A 24,389-nucleotide genomic window follows, 5' to 3' on the forward strand; every position below is an offset into this window, starting at 1 on the left:
AAGAGCATTATTGCATGCATATAACTCGATTTTATGCATTGTACTACCCGTATAATTAGCCTCTAAATAATAAAATAATATAATAGTTTATTCTAAACTATTGTGCTTGAAGGGGTTTGATGCTCAATTTTATCGACTATATCTATTTTATCTACGGCCTTGCCTTTTTCATGTTTGGTTTTAGTATCCTCCACTATCCGATGGAAAATTCTATTTTCAAATTTACCCGCGAGTTAAAATATTTAGGCGTATTTGGAATTCTTCACGGTATATCCGAATGGCTTATCATGTTCAAATCATTGGGAAGCGAAGAGACGAAAGAGACATTTTACCTGGCCGGCTTGATTATGATGAGCCTCTCGTATGCTATCCTTTTCTATTTTTCCTTACGGGTTATTTGGAATAAAACATTTGCGATGATCACTCTTCTCATTATTATTTTTGGTTTGGGAGCATTACTGATAGGTTTTCATCAGTTCACCTTAGTAAATGTCAATATAATGGTTCGCTACTTCCTCGGTGCTCCGGGAATATTCATGACCGCATACATCTTTTTTCATCCATTCTATCTCGTCCAAGGATCCGTATATGATGCGATGAAACGATGTGCTAATCTCCTTGCAAGCACTTTTTTTCTCTACGGTATCCTCGCAGGCCTCATTGTCCCCTCCGGAACATTTTTCCCCTCATCCGTAGTAAACGGAGCATCTTTTGAAGCACTCACTACGTTGCCGGTCGAGCTGTTCCGCGCCTTGTGCGCCATTGTGGCAAGCTATGCGATTACACAAATATTACGTGTATTTAAACACCAAACCGACTTTCATCTTCTCAGACTCTCAAAAGCCCTCGAAGAGAGCGGAGATACCGTAGTCATTACCGATACAGAGGGGAAAATAGAATATGTCAACCGTGCTTTTGAACAGCAATCAGGCTATTTAGCGCAGGAAGTGATCGGACATAAACCCAGTATACTCCGATCCGGCGAACACCAGAACTCCTTTTATCAACATCTATGGGATACGATCCTCTCAGGGGAGACCTATCGCGGAGTTCTGACCAATAAACGAAAAGATGCAACCCTTTATCATGAATTCAAAACCATCGTCCCGCTGAAAAACAAGCGTCAGGAACTCACGAATTTTATCTCTACCGGTAAAGATATTACCACACGAATACTCTTTGAACATGAGCTGGAAAAAGCTGCATCTACCGATCCGCTGACCAATGCGGCAAACCGATTACAGTGTAATCGATGGCTCAAATTAGCCACTGAACATGCCCAGGATTCCAATATTTCAGTTGCCTTGATCCTTTTTGATATCGACGATTTCAAAAAAGTAAATGATACCTTCGGACATAATGCCGGTGATGATGTCCTGAGCAAAATTGCCGAAGTCGTCCGCAGCATAGTAAGAAGCAATGATATGTTCGCACGCTGGGGCGGTGAAGAGTTTGTCATTCTACAAATAGACACACCTTTTGAGGGGACTATTGCCCTTGCCGAGCGGCTCAAAAAAGAGGTCGAGCACGCTACGTTTAAAGAGGTCGGTCAAATAACCGTTAGTATCGGTGTAGCTCAATACAATGGTGTTGAGAGTATCGAATCATTTGTCAAAAAGGCAGATGATGCCATGTATCAGGCAAAAACGGAAGGAAAAAACAGGGTTATCGTGAGCAAAAGATAAGCTATACCTCACGCTATCCGATACATCAAACCCATGTGGCTGGTAATGAATCCATACTTTTTATAGAATTCCATCGCTTTCGTATTGCGTAGATCGACCCCCAATGCCAATCTTCCCCATTCTCGCTGCTCTGCTTCATCGATTGCCGTTTCGAGCAGTTTTGTCCCGATGCCGCATCCGCGATATGCTTCAGACACAACAACATCTTCAATAATGCCGACATACTCTCCCATAGCCGTGGAGATCACTCTCTGAAGGGAAATCATACCAACCACACAATGGTCAATTTCAGCAACCAAAACAACACTCTGCAAATTTTGGAGGAGTAGCTCCAATCCGCGAGATTGCGTCTCTGGATCAATCGTAAAATCATTTTCAATAGCGAAAAGTTCACTCAGAAGGTTGGCCATAGCAGGAATATCATCGCTGTAGCCCAAACGAATCGTTACGTTAGCGTCCATTTTTCATCCGTTCTAAAATTTCGCCCAGTTTATCGTGGCGCAGCTGAATCAGCCTCTCGATCTCGTCATAATCAAATTTACCGAAATACGCCATATCAAAAAGTCTGAGAAGGGCTGCACGACAACAGCTCTTGTCACACTCAGTTACGAGCTTTTTTGCTTTTTTATACGGCAGTGACGTCTCTTGAAAAAGCTTGATTGCATCGGCAACACTCTTACCGCCGCATTCACAGATTTCTGATGCGAGAACTTCTTCTTTCGTAGCCATAATCCAACCCCTTAGAGGGAGTGTTCTGCTTTGTAGCTGTTGGCTTTTTCGACTGCATCGTACAATTTTGCAGCCAATTCAGGCATTTTAACATGGTTCGTCCAGACCGTATCTTCGACAATATCATGTATCTCTGATGCAACTTCTACCGCTAAACGTTTGAGTTTCGCCAACTCTTTTTTATGATCTTGTTCAGTCATTTCCGACATAGTTAATCCTTTTTATTATTAATGTTATACACCTAAAGTTAAGCAACGCGTATCTCGATGTGGCGTGCTTGATCTTTTCCTAATGCAACGATTCGTTCACCGATCTGAACCTGTACACTGCTCTTAAAAAGTCCGTACCGTTTCACACAGAGTGTCGCATTCGGACAAATTCCCATAGCGCAAAGATGATCTTTTAATACTTCATCCAATGCTATGGATAAGACTCTGCATTTTTCATTCACGCAGGATTCAAGAAGATTCATGAATCAATCCTTTTAAAATTCTGACCCGAAGGGGCAAGCTTTAGTGCCTCAGCGGCAAGCGTAGAGATAGGGGTTTTACTCCTAGCTCGTTTAAAATTAAAGTGAAAACGCGTAGATATTTTCAAATTTGACGTTGCGCGGCTCGCCGTAACACATATGAATAAAAGTACCTTTTTGCTGAAAATGGTATTTCTCAAACAATGCAACTGCATTGGCATTCCCCAGAGGAACGTCAGCAAGAACTTTTTTCAGCCCCCTGAAATACAAAACGCCCTGCATCATTTTCTCAGCCTCGTCTTCAAACCCCGGTCTGCATTGCCACGGCCCTAAATAAACGCCGCGTGCATTGATGACACTGGAGTGTTGAAATGAGTTCGGCAAGGCAAATTTGAGTGAACTGTTGCGCTCCATCTCATCGAGCATAAACGCCATCCGATCTTCACCGAACGTTTCAAAATCCATTTTACGGATCATCGCATCGAAATTTCCTCCGTCGAGTTCTTTGGCCTGAGCGTTCGTAAAATTAAAAGGGGGTACTTTTCCGACATTGAGAAAACGCCCTACTTCCATAACCGCCTTAAATCCGCTTTGCTCAAAAAAGCTTTTAAGATGAGGATTTGCATGGAGATACAGCGAGGGGTGTTCGTCTTTGAGGACTCCAAAAAGGGTATTGAACAACCGACGTCCGATCCCCTGCTTTTGATGTGTCGGTCGTACCATAAAGTATTTGATCATCGCTGATGTCTCGAACTCTATGGCCATCACTGCACCGACAAGTACACCATCTTCGTACGCCCCATAACATAAATGGGGTGCGTGCATCATCATGAGTTTAACATGATATCCATCCAGTAACCACCCCGTCTCTTCGGCAATTTTCACAAGTTCAGGAACATCTACGAATTTAAGCCATCCTATATACATGCCAGGTCCTGATAGAGGGATTTTAGCTCACTAATTTCAAGCACCCGTTTACGGGAAGTGACGATTTCACGGATTTTTGGGAGCATATCCCGCAAAATTGCATTCTCAGCACTAATCCCCATACGTGCCAAGTGATAACGGATGGTTGCACTGCCGGAGTGTTTTCCGATCGGAAAGGAACTTTCCAATCCAACCTCTTCGGCTTCATAGGGTTCATACGCATGGGAATCTTTCATCATCCCGCTTGCGTGTATGCCGCTTTCGTGGGCAAATATCCGTTCACCTACGACAGGGGCATTGGTGGCTAGCGACATATTTGCCGCGCTTGCCACCGTATGAACCAAATTTCGAATGAGGAGAGGATCGATGGAACGTGCCTCACCGTAGAGATGTTTGAGTGTCATGAGAATCTGTTCAAACGAGGCATTACCCGCCCGTTCACCCAATCCAATAACAGTTGTATTCATACTGAGTGCACCCGCGTCAATACCGCTGAGGGCATTCGCATTAGCAAGACCAAAATCATTATGGGTGTGCATTTCAATCGGGAGGAGATCTAAGTCGCATAATGATTTGATTTCATTGTAGGTTTGTGTCGGGGTCATAATACCGATGGTATCGCAATAGCGGAAGCGCCCTGCACCACACTCACGGGCTAATGTCATCACATCGCGGATAAATTCATGACTTCCTCGTGAACTGTCTTCTCCGCCGATGCAAACAAACAAACCCTCTTTGGTAGCTGTAGTAACAACACGCTCAAGCTCGGTTAAGACTTTCGCTTTACTGCCGCCGAATTTAACATCGATAAGAATATCTGAGATAGGGATAGAGAGATCGACCGCTTTAACTCCGCACGAGAGTGAAGCGTCAAGATCTTCCATCTTCATCCGATTCCACGTCATCATCCGAGCTTTTAGACCTAAGGCTAAAAGTTCTTTGATATCGTCGCGTTCTTTGACACCCATCGCCGCAATACCGATTTCAAGTTCATCCGCGCCGCACGCGTCTAACAAAGTAGCGATACGAAGTTTCTCTTCGGTATTGAACGCGACATAAGGAGCCTGCTCCCCGTCACGCAGTGTAGTATCGTTGATGAGTGCCATGATGTTTTCCTTTTTCGTCATCCTCAAGTACCGTTCGCCCTGAGCCTGTCGAAGGGTATTTCGTTCATAGTTCGACAAGCTCACCACGAACGAAAAGTCAAAAATGTGCTAATTCACTTCCGCGTTTTCATCCATACCGAAGTATTTGCGGGATGCTTTGAGAACTGAAATTTCAATCGGTTCATACGCGTAGCTTTGATCGGCGATGATGCCGGCCGCTTTAAGATCATCCTGCGGGCAACCACCGATTTTCGCCGTTAGAATCATCTGAACATCTTTGAGTTTTTCCAAGATCGGCTGAAGCGGATTTGTACCGTCCGGTCCTGCACAATACTCATAATCCACTTTGCGGTGATGGATAAAACGGATCCCTTTATCACCGGCTTCGTAGATCAAAAACTCTTTAACGCTTCCGAAGTGCTGATTGATCATCCCCTCGCCTGCTGTAGTGACCGCAACGAGGATTGTCACGCCATTCGAACTAAGTTCCGCTTTCTCTTTACGGACGCGCTCATTGGCCTGATCGAGGAAGAATCTAAACTCTTCGATTTTCGCCTGAGCCGCTTGACGCGCTTCAAGATCGTATTTGATTTGGAGTTCGTCGAAACTAAGCCCTGCAAAGGTATCTTTGGTAAACTCAGCTCCACGGTCTTCACCGATAAGCCCTACTGCATCGGCGCGGCATTGACGACAGTGCTGCATGAGTTTCATGTCCATACCGCACGCTTCTTGAATCGCCATTTGTTCCTGATCCGTCGCACTCGGAACGCCTGCGAGGGCAAACGCCGTACCGAATTCAGGCTCAGAGAGAATCGGCATGATGTTATGCAAGAAAACACCGATCTCTTTGAGTTTTTTGGAAACTTCAGGGAGATGTTTGTCATTGACACCCGGGATAAGAACCGAGTTCGCTTTGATCAAGATCCCTTTTTCAACGCATTTTTTCATCCCTTCGAGTTGATTTGCGAGGAGGATTTGCGCTGCCTCTTTTCCATAAATACGTTTGTTGTTATGGAAGATCCACGGATAGATTAGACTTCCGATTTCACCGGTTTCATCAACACTGTTAATGGTGACGGTGATGTGGTCGATGTTGTACTCGACCATCTCATCGATGAAGTTTGGCAATTCCAAACCATTCGTTGAGAGACAAAGTTTTAAATCCGATGCAAATTCACGAACCAATCCGAATGTCTCAAAGGTTTTCTTCGGATTTGCAAGGGCATCTCCCGGACCTGCGATACCTAGTACGCTCATACGCTGTACTTCACCGCCGACAAGCAATACTTTTTTTGCCGCTTCTTCAGGGCTAAGACGCTCAGAGGTTACCCCCGGTCGAGATTCATTGGAACAGTCGTATTTACGATTACAGTAATTACATTGGATATTACACGCCGGGGCAACCGCTACGTGAATACGTGCATAATGGTGATGTGCACCCTCTGAATAACATGGATGATTGTGTATCTTCGCTTGAATATCTTCGGGCATAAAAGATTCATTTCCGCTTGAGGAACAACTCATAATAACTCCTTTTAAGTGTCATTCAATGATTCTCAACCTCATCCGGCGGCAACCATTTTCTAAATAGGGTTAATGCAATGAATGTTCTATGGGTTTAAAAAGGGGATTTAAACAAAATGTGACGTTTTTGTAGGAGGTATAACCGAAGCGTACAGAGATTACGTTTCGATTGTCGGTTGAGGGGTTGAAAAGAGGTAGCCTTGTGAATAATCAACACCAAGACTCATTAATGTCGCAAAAATCGCTTCATCTTCGACAAATTCGGCAATCGTTTCAATCCCTTTTTTTCGTGCGAAAAATAGAATGCTTTCCACCGTCAAAAGATGATCTGCATCATTATTGATGTTTTTAATGAGCGAACCGTCAATTTTAATATAATCAATATCGAGTTTGCTTAAATAGCTAAAATTCGAATACCCTGTACCAAAATCATCAATCGCGATCTTACATCCGTAGTGTTTGAGTGTTTTAATAAATTCTGCAACTTCATCAAAATTTTCAATCCCCTCAGATTCGACGATTTCAAAAACCACTCTATTGGAAGCGGATGAGTGTTCCAGCGTATGGTACAAGAGCATTCGTGTTTCATCGTTAATGATATCTTGAAGGGTCAGATTGAGTGAAAATTCATACTCACTCTTTTCAAAAATAGCAAAGGTTTTTCTAATCATAACGCGCGTCAATTGATCGTAGAGTTTCGATTTTTTCGCATGCTCCAAAAACCAAAACGGGCTTAATACACTGCCGTCTTTTTCAATCAGACGGACAAGAGCTTCATATTTCATAATACGGCGGGTTGTGTTATCAACAATCCCTTGAAAATACGGCACAATCCGATCTTCTTCAATTGCCGATTTAAGTTTGGTCATCATCCAAATATTGTTTCGGTTCTTTTCACTCAAGGTTGTATTATCATTAAAAAATATCAGTTTGGAACGTTGTTCTTTAGCCTCTTTGAGGGCCATGTGCGCCAGATTATAGACATCGGAGTATATAGCATGCGCTACTCCGCACGTAACATTGAGCGTATGTTCGTATCCGGCAACAGAATATTTAAAATTTTCAAGCTTGTTTAGATTATCGAGGACATAATCTCGCAATGCATCATCAAACTTTTGGTTAATACAGATGATCGCAAACTCATCTCCGCTGATCCGATAGAGATACTCGTGTTCTGTCATCTCACGCAAACGATTGGCAAACGATTTGAGCAGCTGATCTCCCACTTCATAGCCGAAGTAATCATTAATATTCGAAAAACGGTCAATATTGAGCAACACTAAGGTCACTTCTTGATTTTCACTTTCCAAATCATTTAACAATGCCGTTCTATTCTTTAATCCGCTCAAGGTATCTAGTAGCTGACGCTGGATAATTTGCTCTTTAGTAATGAGTTCCGTCACATCAACACGAGCAGCAATGTACTCGACAATCTGACCCGCATCATCAAATATGGGGGCAATAACGGTTTTAACGTAATACGATTCGCCGCTCTTCGAGAGATTTTGAAAGGTCTCTTTCCACACCTTGCCTGATTGAATCGTTTCCCATAAATCTTTAAAGAGTTCAGGAGAGGTATCAGGATGACGCACCAAATTATGGTTTTTACCGATCAGTTCTTCACGCCGATAACCTGAAATAAAGCAAAAAGCATCATTGACATAGGTAATGATTCCTTTGGCATTTGTCTTTGAGACAATTGAGCTTTGATCAAGCACCATTTTATATTGATCGAGAATTTTAATGCTGTCGTTGAGTTCATTCTGCGTCGTATTGACCAAATGGGTCAATGATTTGAGCATCGTATGGCGATATTCCCGCTCTTTTATATCCACTATGCCAACGTCCTTACGGGTAGATTCGCGTAGGGAAATCGTCGTAGTGGTAATGTTAAGAAGCTGATTGCCGTGCGGTGAATGAAAAAACTCTCCATAGGTAAAAAACCCGCTCGTCGGGGCTACTTCGTTGATCAAACCAAACTCGTAATTTAACTGATCTTTTAAAAAAAGTTTTCGTACCGAGCATGAGTAAATAAAGATCGCTTCCGGTTCACCCAAGGCAACTGATTTCTGGATCTCAGAAGCATGGTTAAGAATATCTTCGACATTCCCGATTGCAAAATGAACTTTATCTCCATTACAAAAATGTCCGGCATACACAAAACCGCCATTTTCGCTACGAGCTACAATCGAGCGGGCAATCTGGACACCGTCTTCAATCTTTATGAGGGGAAACTCTATCGCGCTTGCCGGAATACGTGCAACCGTTTCGGAACCCAGATAGTAGGTGTAAAGTTCTTCCACCGCTCTACCGTCAATCTCATAAATAATGTTTTTATCCGCTTTTGTCACTTCCATCTCTTTACCGATCGCTGACCAATGAAGGGAATAGGCATTATGCACTTCCAAAACATCGCTATCCAATACCGCAATGGCTATCCCGAACGAATGGAGAGAACGTCCCTCAAAAATACGGGTATTTTGAAACGTTAGATCATCTCCGGCATTCCCTCCTGCGACTATTACATCACTGCGGACTGACGTAAATCCGTTTAAAAAAGATTCTGCATCGCCGCCGATCCCTTCCGCAAAAGCAATACACAATTTGGTACGATCACTGACAATTCTCTTTGCCGCTTGGATACCCTGATCAAAATCTAAATGGGGAAAATAGTAGGTTGAGACATCTGTCGCTTCGAACTGAGAAAATGCGATTACAATCTCATTGGAGCTCATCTCACCGTTCATGATCTCACCGGCCGTAGTTGAGCCGATCAAGCATGAATTCGGGAGGGTATCTAGGATGATATTTACCACGGACTGGGTGAGTAAAGTATCCATATTACCGCTAAAAAGCTGTACAAAAAGTACTTCATCACCCTTAAATGTCTCCGAAATAAACCTCTTTAGGGCTTCAGAACTTTCATATCTGTGGTTAATTAACCGCATCCGTACTCCACTGATAAATCATTATCTTTTATTCTAATACGATCTAACTGAATTTCTCTCTTTTGTTCCACCCTCATGCATGGAGTGTTCTCACACCCATATTTTCAGAATAAAAATTGCATCTAATGTTTAAATATTAGGAGCCTTATCATGATGGTAGCTATACCGATGGATGCGATGACACGTGTTTATCACTATAATCCCTGTAGTGCAACCATGTTTGCATTGTATGAGGTTTCCGGTGATCGTAAAGACATTCGTTACCGTTTTGTCGGAATGCGTCTGAATCCGTGGGAAAGACATGAGGGGCAGATGGTACGTGATCCGAAAATGAAAGCATGTGCCTGTGAAAGTGACCTATCTCAAAATCCTCAACATATCAGTGAACACTATGCCCTTCTTGAAGTGATCGGCAAGTGTGATTATCTGATTGTCGATTTGTACTGCCTCAATACCCTCTATGCGATGAAAAATGTTGGAATCAAAATTCATAAAATCCCTCCATTTGTCAAAACAGCCGAAGAAGCCATCAATCACTTCGCCATCGGAACAGAAATTGCCGAGCATCTGCGATACGTTCATCCTGTAGCCTGACATTTTTGTTTCTATTTACTTCATCTAGAATAATAATCATGACAAATAAGATAAAAATACTCCTATTTTGACCAAGAACACGAAATGCATTTCTCTGTAATATACCCAAAGAGGAGTCCGTTTTGCAGATTATCTACAACACTTCGACTGTCCGTTTAGAGGATATGCCACTCGATGTCGGTTATTGTAGTGAACGTGTTTCACTCAGTAATGGAGTAAATGAAACCTTCCCTATCGGTGGGCAAAACGGTACAACACAAATCTTAATTACCGCCCCTTTTATCGATGAATCACTCCTCTCTCAGATTAAAGAGCTTGATGAGCTTCTGAGTTTAAATGCATTAGGCGGAATAACCAAAGCCCTCATTGTTGCATCATCTAAACACACCAGTCCCCAGATGGAGGGATGGATGTTTGGAATCGATAGCGATGAAGCGTTCGGTGATTACTACGGTATTCGCTTGAGCGGTGATGAGCTTGAGGGTGAATTTGCCAAATCACTTTTCATCCTTTCAAAAGATGGAGCACTCTTTTACCACGAGATTCTCCCTGATTTATCAAAGCCTTTTTCACTGGACAAAGCGCTTACTAAAATCGTTGCAGCCATGAGCTGTTATACCGGAAAAGGATGCCACTAATGGACACACTATTTGAAACAATAAAAAAAGAGTTACGGAACCAAACTACCATCCCCTACTTCGGTTTGGGGGTGTTTGAAGGGATTATAACCAAGGAGGGTGAGGCAGTACCGCATGATAGCGATTCACTCATTTTAGCCATGAACGGCGGACGAGCAATGGCTCCGAGACTGATGTTCGAATACTCCCGTGCCGCAATGCATTTGGAACAACGTCGGGGAGTTGACTACATGACGCAGCTCATCAACCACATCTACACAAAAGCTTACGATCCGACACCTCTGCACAAAGTGATCAACGATATGCTGCCGCGTTATATCGTCGATACCAACCGTGATACCAAATTCCAAGAGCTGTTAGCCTATACGCCGCATTGTCTCATCGTCGGTAAATCGCGTATCATGGGAAATGACTACCGTTATGAAGTGTACGAATACGATGTCGAAAACCAAAAATACTTTTTGGTTGAAGAAGAGGTACTTGAAACCGCTCAAAAAATCCTCTTTAAACCGATGGGTTCACCTCTGCCGAACCCGAGTTTCGTCATCAGTGACGCCGATTATGTCGATTGGCTCACCGAGGCGATGGGCGGATTTGCCGTGCCGAAGGTGCTTAAAACGTATCGAAAAACCAAAAAATACCTCTTTTTAGGGACATCTTTCGACCGCGACACCGACCGTATGGTTGCCAACGAGCTAACACTTGATTTGGAAGGCGGATACGTCATCACCGATAAAGAGTTAGGGAAAAAAGAGAAAAAGTTCATCGACAAACATAACCTTGAAGTGATTCCTATGTCACTTCCTGAATTTATCAAAGCATTTATTTAAGGAGCTAAATATGCCAATGATACCTACCGTAAAAGATATTTCGCCTCGCGGAGAGCGTTATTTTGATCTGTTTTCCAAACTTTTAGGAGATCGGGTGATCGTTATCACCGAAGCGATCGATGATCATATGATGGGAGTTATCGTCTCTCAGTTGCTCTATCTGGAAGCAATGGATTCTGAAGAGCCTATCCATATGTACATCAGTTCCCCGGGCGGGTCAGTGATGTCGGGATTAGCGATCCTCGATACGATGAATCTTATCAACGCTCCGGTTTATACTTATGCTATGGGAATGGTTGCTTCGATGGCAGCGGTGCTGTTTACGTGTGGGGACAAGGGTCACCGCTATATGCTCCCCAATGCCGAAGTGATGATTCATCAACCGCTGGGGGGTTACTCAGGACAAGCGAGCGATATCGAGATCCACACCAAACATATCCTCAATCTCAAACGCCGTCTCTATGTCATTCTCGCCGAAGCGACAGGAAAAAGTGCCAAAGTGATCGAAAAAGAGTCCGACCGTGATAACTACATGGAGGCCAAAGAGGCGATCGAGTTTGGTCTGGCGGATGAGATTCTTACCAAATTCAGTGCAAAGGATGTCTGATGAATACACCTGAAAAAATCTGCTCATTTTGCGGTAGAAAACAAAGTGAAGTAAAAAAAATGTTCTCTTCGGAGACGACTCATATCTGTAACGAGTGCGTCACAACCTGCTCTAGCATTTTGCAAAAAGAGGTTCGCTACGAACAACGCTCCGCGATGCAGCAACAGCTCCCGACACCGGAGAAAATCGTCGAATTTTTGGACAAATACATTATCGGTCAAGTGGACGCTAAAAAGGTCCTCGCCGTTGCCCTCTACAACCACTACAAACGGATCGAAAATCCGGTGTATAACAATGTCGAACTCGAAAAATCCAACATTCTCCTCGTTGGACCTACCGGAAGCGGTAAAACATTGCTCGCTAAATCACTCTCCAAGATCATGCAAGTACCGTTTGCCGTTGCCGATGCGACAGCGCTTACCGAAGCAGGATACGTGGGTGAAGACGTCGAAAGCATCCTCTCACGCCTCCTCGCTGCGGCGAACTACGATATCGAACTCGCACAACGGGGAATCATTTACATCGATGAGATTGATAAAATCGCCCGCAAGGGAGAGAGTTCGACAATGGGACGTGACGTATCAGGTGAAGGGGTACAACAAGGATTGCTCAAAATCCTAGAAGGTGCCGAAGTTTATGTTCCGGTAAAAGGGAGCCGTAAAAACTCTACGACCGAAACCGTACTCTTTAACACGTCACACGTTCTCTTCGTCTGCGGAGGTGCTTTTGTCGGACTTGTTCCCGATTCGCATACGAAAAAATCAAACAAAGTTGGATTCAGTAAAACCGCCGAAAAAGGTGAAGTCAAAGAGAAAAAAATCGATGCGAAAGCGTTGGTCCATTATGGGATCATCCCTGAATTTATCGGACGTATCCCAGTAGTCGCACAACTTCGCGAATTGACTAAAGATCAAATGGTACAGATTCTCCAAGAGCCGGACAACGCCCTCATCAAACAGTTCCAAGCGCTGTTTGATATGGACGGAATTGAACTCAACTTCGAAGCTAAAGCCCTCGATGCAGTAGCCCAAAAAGCGATCGACCGCGGTGTCGGTGCACGTGGACTTCGCAGTATCATCGAAGAGGCGATGTTGCCGTTGCAATTTAGCTGCCCGTCGAAAAAAGATCTCCAAAGCCTCACCATCACCGAAGCAGTGATCGAAGATCCGAATAATGAACCGATCTATGTATACAAAACAAAAGAAGAACACGCGGAAGCGTGAGGCTTCTTTATAATCACCTAAATATCGTCTCAATTTTAGCGTAGTAAGAGAAGACAAACTTAGCTGATTTATCTCTGTATTAAAGACTTTATTATAATTATTACATTATTATTGAACGAATTTTAATTTATAACATGAGGGTTTGATGCGCTTTAGTATAATTATAAGTAGTATTGTGTTTTTATTAGTTGGGTGTAGTGCTCCTTTATCAACATTAAAACCTGAGTTGACTCCTTCTAAGGCGGTACCTGCAGATAAAGGACATATCCTTATTAGTTTGTTTGATGTCCCCAAAGGTTATGGGGAACTTTGGACACGATTTGTATTCGGCATGCCAAGAGGAATTAATGCTTCTGTCTATGATGTTACAGATGGCTTAACATATCTAGGCTCATTTGGAGCTGGAGCTGTTAATGGAGGAAATATGATAGAATACAATGCTCCATTGGGCAAAAGAACTTTGATGCTGACATTCCAAGACTTTCCTAAGGTATTCTCACTTAATCATACTGATTTCATTGAAGTTATTGCTACAAAAGATCATTCAACACATATTGCACTTTCTCAATATGGAATCACACAAATGCCATATTTTAGAGAAATGATCATACAGGAAAAAGATTTTAACTTTTGTTCTAATTTAACTGGTAAAAATGAAACCAGTGAAGAAAATATAAGAAAACATATGCTTTCTGAAAAAATTGATGAAAAAGCAAAGTCTTTCATTCCATATTGTCGTTCCCTATCTAATGACTATAGAAAAATATTAATTCCTAATACAAATGCACTCGAAATGGTTGAAAAGTATAAACTTAAAATTAATTCTATGAAAGAGACCGATCTACCTAAGTGGCAACAAAATTATATTAAATCAGAACCTTTTGATGTACTTAAGGTAATAGAAACCACTGCCCCTGAAAATAATTAAATCTTTAAAATAGATCACCGTTCGCCCTGAGCTTGTCGAACCATGAACAGATCACCCTTCGACAAGCTCACCACGAACGATAAATCAACTTCAGCTAATGCATCCAATTGACATTCCGATAGAGAATATATATAATACTATAGTATTATTTCAAATCGGAGGTCTACCATGCGTCAAACTACCAGTATGAAACTCGACCCCACCGTCAAACAAGAAGCCCAAAAAATATTTAATGAATTGGGTCTTTCACTCGGTGAAGCCGTTAATCTATTTTTGAATCAAGTGCGTCTTCGTAAAGGGATCCCTTTCGACATCGAAATTCCGAACGAAGAGACCCAAGCAGTAATGAGAGACGTTTTGGAAGGGAAAAACCTCGAACCGTTTTCACTCGATGATCTAAAACGAGAGAAAAAAAGAGCCTAATGCGCCAGCTGATACGGCATAAATTTTTTAAAAAAGAGATCGACAAAGTCACCTTAACCGATCAACAGTTCGCTAAAATGATTCAATATCTCTCACTATTGATCGAAGGCAATGATCTACCGATAGAATCGAAAGACCATCCGTTAAACGGGGAATGGAAAAGTTTTCGAGAATTTCATTTGGGTGGAGATATGCTCTTAATCTACCATATCGATGATGACAATAAGCAAATCGTCCTCATGCGGATCGGTTCACACGCTCAACTTTTTAGATAACCATCCCTTCTCGAACAAATCTTGCATTAGTTCTCCTAATAACGACACCATGAGGACTAAATATGAAACGTGTTTATCTGGATAACAATGCAACCACAAAGCTAGACCCAATCGTCAAGGTCAAAATGCAGCCTTTTTTCGAGGATCTCTACGGTAATCCGAACTCATTGCATCAATACGGTATCGAAGTACGCCCGTATCTAAACGAAGCGATGGGGTATATGTACGATGCGCTCAATGCCCCCGATGCCGATGACATCCTCATCACCTCATGTGCGACAGAGAGTAACAATGCCGTCCTCAAAGGGATCTTTTTCAAACATATCCTCCGCGATCCGAGCAAAAACCATATCATCGCCTCTGCGGTGGAACATCCATCCGTCCTCGAGACGCTTCATTTCCTCGAAGAGAACGGGGCCGAGATCACGTTCGTCGATGTGGATCAATACGGTTATGTAAGCGCGGAGCGTGTTGCGGCGGCCATCACGGATAAAACTATCCTCATCTCAATGATGTGGGCAAACAACGAAACGGGAATGGTTTTCCCCGTCGAAGAAGTTGCCGCTATCGCAAAAGAAAAAGGGATTTTATTTCATACCGACGCCGTTCAGGCCATCGGAAAAGTAAAAGTCGATCTCACTGCAACGCCGATCGATTATCTCACTTTCTCTGCCCATAAATTCCACGGTCCAAAAGGGATCGGCGGATTGTACGTTAAAAAAGGCTCTGAACTTCCGAATCTCCTCCACGGCGGGGAACAGATGGGGGGCAAACGTGCGGGTACTCTCAACGTCGCTTACATCATCGGTATGGGGTTGGCGATGAAACAATCAGTGGGACATTTGGACAAAATGAACAGCGATGTGCGAGCATTGCGTGACCGTCTCGAAGATGCTATCTCTCAACTTCCTGATACCATCGTTGTGGGAGATCGTGCCCGCCGCACACCGAATACCATTCTTATCTCGCTTCGCGGTATCGAAGGGGAATCAATGCTGTGGGATCTCAACCGTGCAGGAATAGCGGCATCTACTGGAAGTGCGTGCGCATCCGAATCCCTCGAAGCCAATCCAGTGATGAGCGCGATCGGTGAAGACCCTGAGCTTGCTCACACGGCGATCCGCCTCAGCCTCAGCCGATTTACAACCGCTGATGAGATCGATTACACCATCGATGTTTTTGTAAAAGCTGCCAAACGGTTACGTTCTATCTCGTCTACGTATGCCTACACCAATGAGAAAATGGCCGGTTAAGGCCATTTTCATTCACCGATTTTCCCATTCTCTCTTTATCTTATGTTATTATTATAAGATACCCTGTGAAGGCAATCGATGGAAATATTACAAAATGAATCCTATCTAATGGATGAAGATCACGTCTGCAGTCAGCTTTTTTTATCCGCCATTAATACCCAAAAAAATCTCATTGTTTTGCTTTACAATAATGAGCCGATACTCCTCAATCAAGCTTTTATGGATTTTACCAATGTAACCTCGGTAAAACATTTTTTACGCGAATTTGGCTCACTTACCAACCGATTTGTCCCGCATGAGAGTTATTTTCATATCGGGAAAGCCCCTAACCCGCAAGAGTGGACAACGGCATTGATGGAACTCCCTGAAATGGATCGTATCATCAGTATGCTCAACTACCGTATCGAACCCTATGCCTTCTCCGTATCGGCCCAAACTCCGGTGCCAGAGTATACAATTGTCACATTTACCGATATCTCCCAAGACCTCATCAAACGTATCATGATCGAAAATGATGTGAACATCGACAAAGAGAGCGGTGCGTATGATAAAGACTATTTCATCCATACCTCAAAAAGCTTTTCTGAAGCAGCTATATTCAATAAAAAATTGATCGGTATTACCATGATTGAACTGATGTCTTCCGATGCCGAAGCCGAACACTATTTACATGACTTTAGCTCAAGCATCAAATCCAATATCCGCCAAAGTGATATGCTCGTACGCTGGGGAAAAAAGACATTTCTTTTGGCTTATCTTGTCGATTCTTCCGAAAATGCTTTGAAATTTAGCCGTAAATTGCTGAGTGTCATGCGAGAAGAGCCTTTTCAAAATTTAAAAACACTCAGTATGCGTTTGGGACTCTCTGTCCAACAAGACAAAGAAGAGCTATCGCAAATCATAACACGTGCGAAAAATGCTCTCCAACAATCAGGAAATTCTCAAATTACTCTCGTATAAGAACCATATATGCATATCCAAATCCAAACGTTGATTTGGAGTTCTTATGCGCCCTTACCGCAACATCAGCGATTCAGAGCTGGAAAGCTTTGGTGCGATCCGAGAATGGGATTCTCATACTGCCCGTTCGATCACTGCTCCCGCTTCTGTTTTATGGGTACATTCAGCACGCGAGAAATTTCACCGTCTTGATCCTATGAATTCGTGTCTCGTCAAAACACTTACAATCGAGCGGATCCAAGGCGATGTCATCAAAACCAATTTCGGAAGCTATTCACTCGAAACGGGGAAAAATATCTTTTATGCGTGTGGATGTAAAAAATTCTGTGACTGTTATGGACAGCTTTATCTCCTAAAGGATGATACCGCTAATCGCCATTCAGCGCAAAGCGTTGGAGAGGTTAGTGCTTCGACGTTCGCCCACTGCTTCTAACCCGTAATGTTCCTCGATCAACCGAAGAATCGACGTCGTGTCATACTCAGCATGATCCACAAATCCTTTTTTAGCGTACGGTGAGATGATGAGGGCGGGTATCCGTGTACCTGGCCCCCATCGATCACCCTTTGGCGGTGGAACATGATCCCACAATCCGCCGTTTTCATCGTAAGTGACAATAATGAGCGATTTTTTCCATACGTCAGGCTTGTTCCGAACGGATTCGACAATTTGAGCAAGTTTCTCATCCGCCGCTTTGATACTTGCGTATCCGGGGTGTTGATTATCCGCCGCAGAGGGTTTAAAAAAAACAACACTCGGTAATTTTCCCTCCTCTAATTCTCTAAAAAACTCTTTTTCATCTTTGAGATGTTTACGCCCCTTTGTTTCGGGAGCATACCGCGCAAAATATAAAAAGGGATTGTGGTGGTATTGGTAGTGGATTTGCTCACCTTTCCCCATCAGCGCATCATCGTATCCGCCGCTGTACCATCCCCAAGAGACATTTTTATCGCTCAAACGATCCCCGATCGTGTCGTATTCGAGCGGCTTAAGACGCAATGACGGGTCAGCATATTTAGCTTTGAATGGAGGGTTTAGAGGCTGAATCGTATTGACGGCATATCCGTCCGGGGTGAGGATACCGTCGCGAACGATTTCCCCTTTGCTATCCAACTCATAGCGGGAAATATTCGATTCACTTCCGGCATACGGAGTACGCGCCGCGATGAGCCACTGATGATTTAAAAATGATCCTCCAAAAGCCGCCGCAAAGAAACGATCACAAAGGGTGAATTCTTTCGCATATCGCCATATTGCACTTCCGGAGATATCGTGATATCCCATAGAAAGCCCTTTTTCATCGCTGATATCGACAAAGCGGTCGTTTTTCCCGCCGTTGATCTGAAGCTGATTTTGGTAAAAACGGTGGACGAGATCAGGGATCATCCCCCCATGGGATACTGTAGCGTCAAGTAAAAACGGTGCGTTAGAAAGCTGAGTGCTAAACCCTGCATTAATCGATTTTTCTCCCATGGGAAGCGGATGATAGAGATTGCCGTTACGATCGACTTGCATCGAATACGGATTCGTTGGCTTATCCGAGGTATCTGCCCCCGCAAATCCACGAAAGAGATTGTCAAAACTGCGGTTTTCGAGATAAACCACGATGATATGGTCGATTTTAGCGCGAAGATCATCGGCAGAGAGTGAAATGACCAACACTAAGAAAAGGAAAAATTGTTTCATTCTTTATCCATTTTTAGCGAAAGTATAACGCCTTTCATTTACAGAAACATTACTAGATTGCCTACACACGCTATAATTGCACCACTTTGACACAAGACAGTGATATGACCTTAAACGATTTAGAGTGCCACTTAAGCGCCGTTTCCCCTACCGTTACGGAGGAATATACCCGATTGTTTCACGGGCGGGGCAATACGTATGAGGGGTATCGATTTCTCACCGTGGACAGCGTAGACAAAGTCCTTTTTGCCGTATTGTTTGATGCGGACGAGGAAGAAGAGGCGATTGTCTCTATGTTGCGTGATTTCTATATGCGTGAGAGTAAGTGGGAAGCGCTTATACTCCAGCAGCGCTACCTCCCCTCATCTCCATCAACTGTTCTAGAGGGTGAATTGCCGAGTGAGACCTATGCCATCGAAAACACTCTCAAATATCACGTCAACTTCCTCAATGCCCAAAATATCGGTTTCTTCCCCGATATGAAGATGGGACGAGCATTTGTCCGTGAACATTCACGCGGCAAAAATATTCTCAACCTATTCTCCTACACCTGCTCGTTTTCAGTCGTTGCCATCGATGCGGGAGCGAGCGCCGTCGTCAATGTCGATATGAACAAAAATGTCCTCTCCCTCGGACGAGAAAATCACCGTCTCAACGCCCTTGATACCAAAAAAGTCGAATTTATGCCCTACAATATCCTCAAATCGTGGAGCCGTATCCGTAAAGCGGGACCGTATGATCTGATCATTATCGATCCTCCCAGTTTCCAAAAAGGGTCTTTCGCCGCGACCAGTGATTATCAGAAGATTATCCGAAGACTTCACGAGTTCGCGGCAGAGGAATGCACGGTTTTATCGGCACTTAACGCCCCCGAACTGGACAGTGAATTTATCAAAGCCCTCTTTCGTGAAAACGCCCCTGAATTTCGTTATATCGAAAGATTAGAGAATGTCGAGACATTCCCAGAATGCGATAAAGAACGAAGTCTTAAAAATCTGATCTTTCAAAAGTAAGCTTATAAAGCAGGATAATCCAGATATCCTTCTTCACCCTGCGTATAAAACGTATCGGGATTCGGGGTATTTAACGGGGTATTGTCCGCAAACCGTTTTGGAAGATCGGGGTTCGCCAAAAAGAGCGCCCCAAACGCTACCGCATCCGCCAATCCGTTTTGTATCGCCGCATTTCCTCTCTCCTGTGTGTAACCGCCGTTCGCAATCAAAACACCTTTATACGCTTTTCGTAAGACGCTCAGTTCAACGACATTCGCACCGTGGCGGATGTCCCCTTCCAGCGCATCGATAATATGCAGATACGCCAAATTAAGCGCGCTAAGCTTTTCACAGATGTACGTAAAATGGTTTGAAGGATCGGAATCTTTCATGTCGTTAAATGTCCCGCTGGGGGAGAGTCTGAGCCCCGTTTTCTCCGAGCCGATAGCAGAGGTGATCCCTTCGATGATCTCAAACAAAAACCGCCCCCGATTCTCCAGTGAGCCTCCGTACGCATCGTCTCGCGTATTGGTTCCATCCCGCAAGAACTGATCGATCAAATAGCCATTCGCCCCGTGGATTTCTACCCCGTCAAACCCTGCTTCGATTGCATTTTTGGCACCCTGAACATACTGTTCGACGACTATTGCAATCTCTTCTGTGCTGAGAGGATGCGGTGTTACAAACTCTTTCATCCCAAGAGGGGTGTAGATGTTCCCTGCGGGTTTGATAGCCGAAGGGGCGAAAGGAAGTTCTCCGTTATGATAGCTAGGATGGGAAATTCGCCCTACATGCCAAAGCTGTAAAAAGATCGTACCCCCTTTCTCATGGACGGCCTGAGTCACTTTTCTCCACCCCTCCACTTGTTCAGGAGTATGGATACCGGGGGTATTAGGATAGCCGATCCCCTTTGTCGAAATCTGAGTCGCTTCGGTAATGATGAGTCCGGCAGAGGCTCTTTGGGCATAATAACGGGCCATCATCTCATTGGGAATATTATTCTGAATACTTCGGCACCGTGTCATCGGAGCCATGAAGATTCGATTCCCTAGATGGTAGTCAGCGATTTTAATAGGAGAAAACAAATCCATAACGTACTCCTCACGAAAGATATTAAGGTCATTGTTCCACAATACGATTTATACAATTATGAATAATTTTTAGTAATTTTAAAATGAGATCAAACAACGTTCATTTGTATTTTATTTCCGTAGAGCGCTTTGCGCTCGGCGGTATAGTCCCACCATACTCTTGCCTCACCACCGTTCATAAAATCGGTAATCGACATCAGGACATCGAGCATACACGGATCTTGTCTCTCTCCGAACGCTTCGCAAAAGCGGACATACAGATCATAAGGGTCTTCTCCTCTGAGCTGATCGGGAGAAGTGATCCCGATCAATGTCAGATCATGGGCAATCGTTTTTCCGATGTTGGGAAGATCGGTGAGTTTTTCGACTTTTTCTCGAATCACTTTAGCAGGGTTCATTATCCACTCCTGTAGCTACGACATACGTTTTTCATTTTGCTATAATCATATCATGCAACCGACAACATTTGAGTATATCCGCATCATTACTACCCCTCTGGGCGACATGATCGCAGCCGCCGATGAGAATGCAATCATCTCGCTCGATTTCACCGAGGATGCTTCACACCTCCAAAACTCCGATCTTCCGTTACTCCTTCGTCTGGAAGAGGAGCTAAGTGAGTATTTCGAGGGAAAACGGAAAACGTTTACCCTCCCCCTCAACCCGCAAGGAACCCCTTTTCAAAAAAGAGTATGGGAAACATTATGCACAATCGGCTACGGTGAAACGATCTCGTATGCACAAGAAGCTGAACAATTCGGAAACCCCAAAGCGATCCGTGCCGTTGCCAGTGCCAACGGTCGAAACCCCATCGCTATTGTGATCCCATGTCACCGTGTTATTGCTACAGGCGGTGGACTCGGTGGGTACAGCGGAGGAGTAGAGAAAAAAGCGTTTTTGTTGGAATTAGAGAGGAGGGTCTTAGACTAAAAGCGCATCATCACTTTCTTTAAATAAAGGAGAACAACATGTCATTTAAAATTCATCGTGCTTCTGAGCGGGGCGTAGCAGAGCATGGCTGGCTCCATAGCCGATTTAGTTTTTCGTTTGCCGAATACCATAATAGTAATCGTATGGGATTTGGAGCCTTACGCGTTATTAATGACGATAGTATTGAGGCGGGAATGGGATTTGGAAAACATCCTCACCAAAATATGGAAATCATCTCAATTGTAACCAAAGGTTCTCTTGAGCATAAAGATTCCGAGGGAAATCATGGCATTATAAAAGCAGGAGAGATACAGTATATGAGTGCAGGCTCTGGCGTATACCATTCCGAACATGCCACAAGTGACGAGCCGGTTTCATTGTTTCAAATATGGATCCATCCGAACCAAAATGGGGGAAACCCGCTCTACGATCAACGCGATTTTAACCATCATGATCAAACCAATCGATGGGTAACACTCATCAGCGGAGATGGGCGTGAAGACTCCATCACAATCAAACAAGATGCCGCCATCTATTCAGCCGAAGTGGATGAAAATAAAATGTTATCTATCCCCCCTGTCAAAAAAGATCATGGACGATTGATCCTCGTCATCACAGGGAAAATAGAGATTAACCATCAGATTCTTGATGAGCGAGATGAGATTCAAATTACCGATGATGAGGAGTACACACTTTTAGCTCTCAGTGAGTCAAAAGTATTGCTTTTTGATGTACCGATGCATTAAATCTGCTTAGAATCGATAAGCAATAGATTACTTTTTCATCGCCATCATCAAAAAACCCGTAAATCCGGCATTGTCCTCTCCGATCAGAGGACTCACCTGCGATTTCATCTCTTCGAGTACCTTTGTGTATCTCTCGTAAAACTCGTATGTTGGGCGGGGTTTATACTCCATACCGCTGATCTCAAAAAACTTGATTATGTCCTTTGTTGTGGTCGGCTTGATAAAGAAGTCTTTGTCCCTCGCGTAATAGTACGGAATTAGCGTCACAATAGACCATTTTGCGAGTTTATAGATGCCGAGCACATCGACGAGGATGGTAAATCCTTTCTCTTTGTTCCCGTGCAAAACCTCATACAGTCCAATAGCAAGCATATCTTGCTGCTCCATACTCATCTGTTTCACCATATCTCTGACTTTGGGTTTTTCAAAAAGTGAGATCAAAGAGGATTTGGAGACGATCTTTGCAAAACTCTCGCAAATTTCTTCGGTATGAACAAAACAATCAGGTGCAAACAGTTCTCTCACGCTTTGACCTATTTTTGCCGTATTATGCCGTTTAATGATCGGCAGAAGAGCTTCGTCTGCGAATCCTTTGGGGTAAAATGTAAGGAAACTTGCCTCGGCTTCTTTGAGTTTAGTTAGGTTCATAGAATCTCTTTTTCTTATACAATTTCTTTTGTACTATCCATTACCCATGCCGACGGATGTTGCGTAAAGCCGATTTTTGGATAATATTCTATTGCCGCAGGAGCAGAGAGTAAAATCACTTTGCATTTGCTTCCTAACTGTTCCCTCACTTTTCGGATAAGCATTTTTCCAATCCCGTGAGATTGAAAGCTCACATCTACCGCCAAATCCGACAAATAACAGCAATAACTATAGTCTGTAACGGCTCGTGCCACCCCTACAATTTTATCATCCATAACTGCCGTAACAATAATGTCGGCATTTTCGATCATGCTCTCAATACATTCCAAATCATCGACAGGTCTGCGTTCTCCCAATCTGGAACGGACAAGGATGTCAATAAATTCTTCGGTAGATATATTTGTAGTTAGTTGGTAAGTAATAGGCAAAAAAAACTCCTGTTTTTTATCGTCCTCCATCATCCTTTTTTCCTTATCGACATATATTTCATAAATTTTACTGTGAAATTATTAAAGTTTTAAAGGATTTTATAGTTCTCACACTGCCGATTCGTTTTAAAACTCACCGTTCGCCCTGAGCTTGTCGAAGGGTGAAATCTCTTTTCTTCAAATAGGAGACATGCTTATTGAATTTTTTAAACAAATCAATATTTTTCTCTTTTAGGATATAGGGTTTTAACCTATCCACGCCGAAATAACGTAAAAGCAACACTATTCGCTCATCGTTATAGTTTGAGAGCATTATCGAAATTAAGGTGGAAACTTCATAAACGTGACCATTTTCAACACTGTAAAACAGTTCATTACCAAATATTTGTTTATCCAATGTAATCTGTTTTTGAGACGGTGCAACGATAGGTTTTATCAAAGCATTTTGCAGAGTATTTTGCTCAGATTTTGCCCTCTCTTTTGCACTCTCAAACTCAAACCCGTCAAGAAATTTTGTATACTCAATGCTCTTGTTAAGGCTATTTAAAATAAGGAGGAAATTTTCCAATGAGATTTTCCCCTCTTGTTCAAAATGTCTGTATGTAGCGTATTTCAAACCGACAAAATCTGCAAACTCTTTTTGTGTTAGACCCACTGCAATACGTTCATTTCGTACCGATCTTTTACTCTGCTTGAGTAACTCATCAATTTTGTAGGATATTGTCATTTTCTTAATATTTCCTGCCAATTA

29 protein-coding genes are annotated in these 24,389 nt (G+C 43.3%); 15 read left to right on the plus strand and 14 right to left on the minus strand.

Annotated elements, in window-relative coordinates:
- Positions 1 to 119 precede the first annotated feature (119 nt).
- On the plus strand, positions 120 to 1,685 hold the full coding sequence (locus tag B649_RS12225; RefSeq protein WP_015653748.1) for a diguanylate cyclase: 1,566 nt from the start codon (positions 120 to 122) through the stop codon (positions 1,683 to 1,685).
- 8 nt (positions 1,686 to 1,693) lie between these two features.
- Here B649_RS12225 and B649_RS06660 read toward each other — a convergent pair whose 3' ends face one another.
- The 8 genes from B649_RS06660 to B649_RS06695 form a co-directional block, all read right to left on the minus strand.
- The gene (locus B649_RS06660) at positions 1,694 to 2,146 is read right to left on the minus strand and encodes a GNAT family N-acetyltransferase (RefSeq protein ID WP_015653749.1); all 453 of its coding nucleotides are present in this window, start codon (positions 2,144 to 2,146) and stop codon (positions 1,694 to 1,696) included.
- A complete protein-coding gene (locus B649_RS06665) occupies positions 2,136 to 2,414 on the minus strand; it encodes a hypothetical protein (RefSeq protein WP_015653750.1) in 279 nt (92 codons plus the stop codon). The genes B649_RS06660 and B649_RS06665 overlap by 11 nt, the downstream gene beginning before the upstream one ends.
- An 11-nt stretch (positions 2,415 to 2,425) precedes the next feature.
- Entirely contained in the window at positions 2,426 to 2,623 is a 198-nt protein-coding gene (locus B649_RS06670; RefSeq protein WP_015653751.1) for a CCE_0567 family metalloprotein, read from the minus strand.
- 38 nt (positions 2,624 to 2,661) lie between these two features.
- Positions 2,662 to 2,886, minus strand: a complete 225-nt coding sequence (locus B649_RS06675; protein WP_015653752.1) for a FeoA family protein — start codon at positions 2,884 to 2,886, stop codon at positions 2,662 to 2,664.
- A gap of 96 nt (positions 2,887 to 2,982) precedes the next feature.
- A complete protein-coding gene (locus B649_RS06680; protein ID WP_015653753.1) occupies positions 2,983 to 3,810 on the minus strand; it encodes a GNAT family N-acetyltransferase in 828 nt (275 codons plus the stop codon).
- Positions 3,801 to 4,916 carry a homocitrate synthase gene (gene nifV / locus B649_RS06685; RefSeq protein ID WP_015653754.1) on the minus strand — a complete coding sequence of 372 codons (1,116 nt, stop codon included), beginning with the start codon at positions 4,914 to 4,916 and terminating at the stop codon, positions 3,801 to 3,803. Before nifV ends, B649_RS06680 begins: the two co-directional genes overlap by 10 nt.
- Positions 4,917 to 5,024: 108 nt before the next feature.
- Positions 5,025 to 6,440, minus strand: a complete 1,416-nt coding sequence (gene nifB, locus B649_RS06690; protein WP_015653755.1) for a nitrogenase cofactor biosynthesis protein NifB — start codon at positions 6,438 to 6,440, stop codon at positions 5,025 to 5,027.
- Between the two features lie 158 nt (positions 6,441 to 6,598).
- Positions 6,599 to 9,388 carry an EAL domain-containing protein gene (locus B649_RS06695; protein ID WP_015653756.1) on the minus strand — a complete coding sequence of 930 codons (2,790 nt, stop codon included), beginning with the start codon at positions 9,386 to 9,388 and terminating at the stop codon, positions 6,599 to 6,601.
- 150 nt (positions 9,389 to 9,538) lie between these two features.
- Between B649_RS06695 and B649_RS06700 the strand changes: the two genes are divergently transcribed.
- The 11 genes from B649_RS06700 to B649_RS12550 all read left to right on the plus strand — a co-directional run bounded on the left by B649_RS06700 (position 9,539) and on the right by B649_RS12550 (position 17,552).
- Positions 9,539 to 9,982 (plus strand): hypothetical protein, encoded by a 444-nt coding sequence (locus B649_RS06700; protein ID WP_015653757.1) that lies wholly within the window; start codon positions 9,539 to 9,541, stop codon positions 9,980 to 9,982.
- Positions 9,983 to 10,104: 122 nt separating this feature from the next.
- Positions 10,105 to 10,620: a hypothetical protein gene (locus B649_RS06705; protein WP_015653758.1), complete on the plus strand. Its 516-nt coding sequence runs from the start codon at positions 10,105 to 10,107 to the stop codon at positions 10,618 to 10,620.
- Positions 10,620 to 11,450, plus strand: a complete 831-nt coding sequence (locus B649_RS06710; protein WP_015653759.1) for an SIR2 family protein — start codon at positions 10,620 to 10,622, stop codon at positions 11,448 to 11,450. The genes B649_RS06705 and B649_RS06710 overlap by 1 nt, the downstream gene beginning before the upstream one ends.
- 10 nt (positions 11,451 to 11,460) lie before the next feature.
- A complete protein-coding gene (locus B649_RS06715; RefSeq protein ID WP_015653760.1) occupies positions 11,461 to 12,057 on the plus strand; it encodes an ATP-dependent Clp protease proteolytic subunit in 597 nt (198 codons plus the stop codon).
- Positions 12,057 to 13,280 (plus strand): ATP-dependent Clp protease ATP-binding subunit ClpX, encoded by a 1,224-nt coding sequence (clpX, locus tag B649_RS06720; protein WP_015653761.1) that lies wholly within the window; start codon positions 12,057 to 12,059, stop codon positions 13,278 to 13,280. The genes B649_RS06715 and clpX overlap by 1 nt, the downstream gene beginning before the upstream one ends.
- Positions 13,281 to 13,425: 145 nt before the next feature.
- Positions 13,426 to 14,208 carry a hypothetical protein gene (locus tag B649_RS06725; protein WP_015653762.1) on the plus strand — a complete coding sequence of 261 codons (783 nt, stop codon included), beginning with the start codon at positions 13,426 to 13,428 and terminating at the stop codon, positions 14,206 to 14,208.
- A gap of 168 nt (positions 14,209 to 14,376) precedes the next feature.
- Complete coding sequence (locus B649_RS06730) at positions 14,377 to 14,631, plus strand: type II toxin-antitoxin system RelB/DinJ family antitoxin (RefSeq protein WP_015653763.1); 255 nt, start codon at positions 14,377 to 14,379, stop codon at positions 14,629 to 14,631.
- Complete coding sequence (locus tag B649_RS06735; RefSeq protein WP_015653764.1) at positions 14,631 to 14,906, plus strand: type II toxin-antitoxin system YafQ family toxin; 276 nt, start codon at positions 14,631 to 14,633, stop codon at positions 14,904 to 14,906. Before B649_RS06730 ends, B649_RS06735 begins: the two co-directional genes overlap by 1 nt.
- Positions 14,907 to 14,968: 62 nt before the next feature.
- Positions 14,969 to 16,159: a NifS family cysteine desulfurase gene (locus B649_RS06740; RefSeq protein ID WP_015653765.1), complete on the plus strand. Its 1,191-nt coding sequence runs from the start codon at positions 14,969 to 14,971 to the stop codon at positions 16,157 to 16,159.
- Positions 16,160 to 16,237: 78 nt separating this feature from the next.
- Positions 16,238 to 17,119, plus strand: coding sequence for a diguanylate cyclase (locus B649_RS06745; protein ID WP_015653766.1), 882 nt, complete (start codon positions 16,238 to 16,240; stop codon positions 17,117 to 17,119).
- Between the two features lie 46 nt (positions 17,120 to 17,165).
- A complete protein-coding gene (locus tag B649_RS12550) occupies positions 17,166 to 17,552 on the plus strand; it encodes a hypothetical protein (RefSeq protein ID WP_015653767.1) in 387 nt (128 codons plus the stop codon).
- Here the strand turns inward: B649_RS12550 and B649_RS06755 are convergent.
- The gene (locus tag B649_RS06755) at positions 17,499 to 18,803 is read right to left on the minus strand and encodes an alkaline phosphatase family protein (protein ID WP_015653768.1); all 1,305 of its coding nucleotides are present in this window, start codon (positions 18,801 to 18,803) and stop codon (positions 17,499 to 17,501) included. The genes B649_RS12550 and B649_RS06755 overlap by 54 nt on opposite strands.
- Before the next feature lie 104 nt (positions 18,804 to 18,907).
- On the opposite strand from B649_RS06755, the gene B649_RS06760 reads away from it, so the two are divergent.
- Positions 18,908 to 19,816 carry a class I SAM-dependent methyltransferase gene (locus B649_RS06760; RefSeq protein ID WP_015653769.1) on the plus strand — a complete coding sequence of 303 codons (909 nt, stop codon included), beginning with the start codon at positions 18,908 to 18,910 and terminating at the stop codon, positions 19,814 to 19,816.
- 2 nt (positions 19,817 to 19,818) lie between these two features.
- Here B649_RS06760 and B649_RS06765 read toward each other — a convergent pair whose 3' ends face one another.
- A complete protein-coding gene (locus B649_RS06765; RefSeq protein ID WP_015653770.1) occupies positions 19,819 to 20,886 on the minus strand; it encodes an alkene reductase in 1,068 nt (355 codons plus the stop codon).
- Positions 20,887 to 20,975: 89 nt separating this feature from the next.
- Complete coding sequence (locus B649_RS06770; RefSeq protein ID WP_015653771.1) at positions 20,976 to 21,284, minus strand: helix-hairpin-helix domain-containing protein; 309 nt, start codon at positions 21,282 to 21,284, stop codon at positions 20,976 to 20,978.
- A 52-nt stretch (positions 21,285 to 21,336) separates the two neighbouring features.
- On the opposite strand from B649_RS06770, the gene B649_RS06775 reads away from it, so the two are divergent.
- Together B649_RS06775 and B649_RS06780 are read left to right on the plus strand one after the other, a co-directional pair.
- Positions 21,337 to 21,816 (plus strand): methylated-DNA--[protein]-cysteine S-methyltransferase, encoded by a 480-nt coding sequence (locus tag B649_RS06775; protein ID WP_015653772.1) that lies wholly within the window; start codon positions 21,337 to 21,339, stop codon positions 21,814 to 21,816.
- A 38-nt stretch (positions 21,817 to 21,854) separates the two neighbouring features.
- On the plus strand, positions 21,855 to 22,562 hold the full coding sequence (locus tag B649_RS06780; protein ID WP_015653773.1) for a pirin family protein: 708 nt from the start codon (positions 21,855 to 21,857) through the stop codon (positions 22,560 to 22,562).
- A 27-nt stretch (positions 22,563 to 22,589) separates the two neighbouring features.
- Here the strand turns inward: B649_RS06780 and B649_RS06785 are convergent, their stop codons facing one another.
- The 3 genes from B649_RS06785 to B649_RS06795 all read right to left on the minus strand — a co-directional run bounded on the left by B649_RS06785 (position 22,590) and on the right by B649_RS06795 (position 24,365).
- Positions 22,590 to 23,210: a hypothetical protein gene (locus B649_RS06785; RefSeq protein WP_015653774.1), complete on the minus strand. Its 621-nt coding sequence runs from the start codon at positions 23,208 to 23,210 to the stop codon at positions 22,590 to 22,592.
- A 14-nt stretch (positions 23,211 to 23,224) separates the two neighbouring features.
- Complete coding sequence (locus B649_RS06790; RefSeq protein ID WP_015653775.1) at positions 23,225 to 23,671, minus strand: GNAT family N-acetyltransferase; 447 nt, start codon at positions 23,669 to 23,671, stop codon at positions 23,225 to 23,227.
- Between the two features lie 100 nt (positions 23,672 to 23,771).
- On the minus strand, positions 23,772 to 24,365 hold the full coding sequence (locus B649_RS06795; protein WP_015653776.1) for a helix-turn-helix transcriptional regulator: 594 nt from the start codon (positions 24,363 to 24,365) through the stop codon (positions 23,772 to 23,774).
- Positions 24,366 to 24,389: the final 24 nt, after the last annotated feature.

The sequence above is a fragment of the Candidatus Sulfuricurvum sp. RIFRC-1 genome (assembly GCF_000310245.1).
Taxonomy (GTDB): domain Bacteria; phylum Campylobacterota; class Campylobacteria; order Campylobacterales; family Sulfurimonadaceae; genus Sulfuricurvum.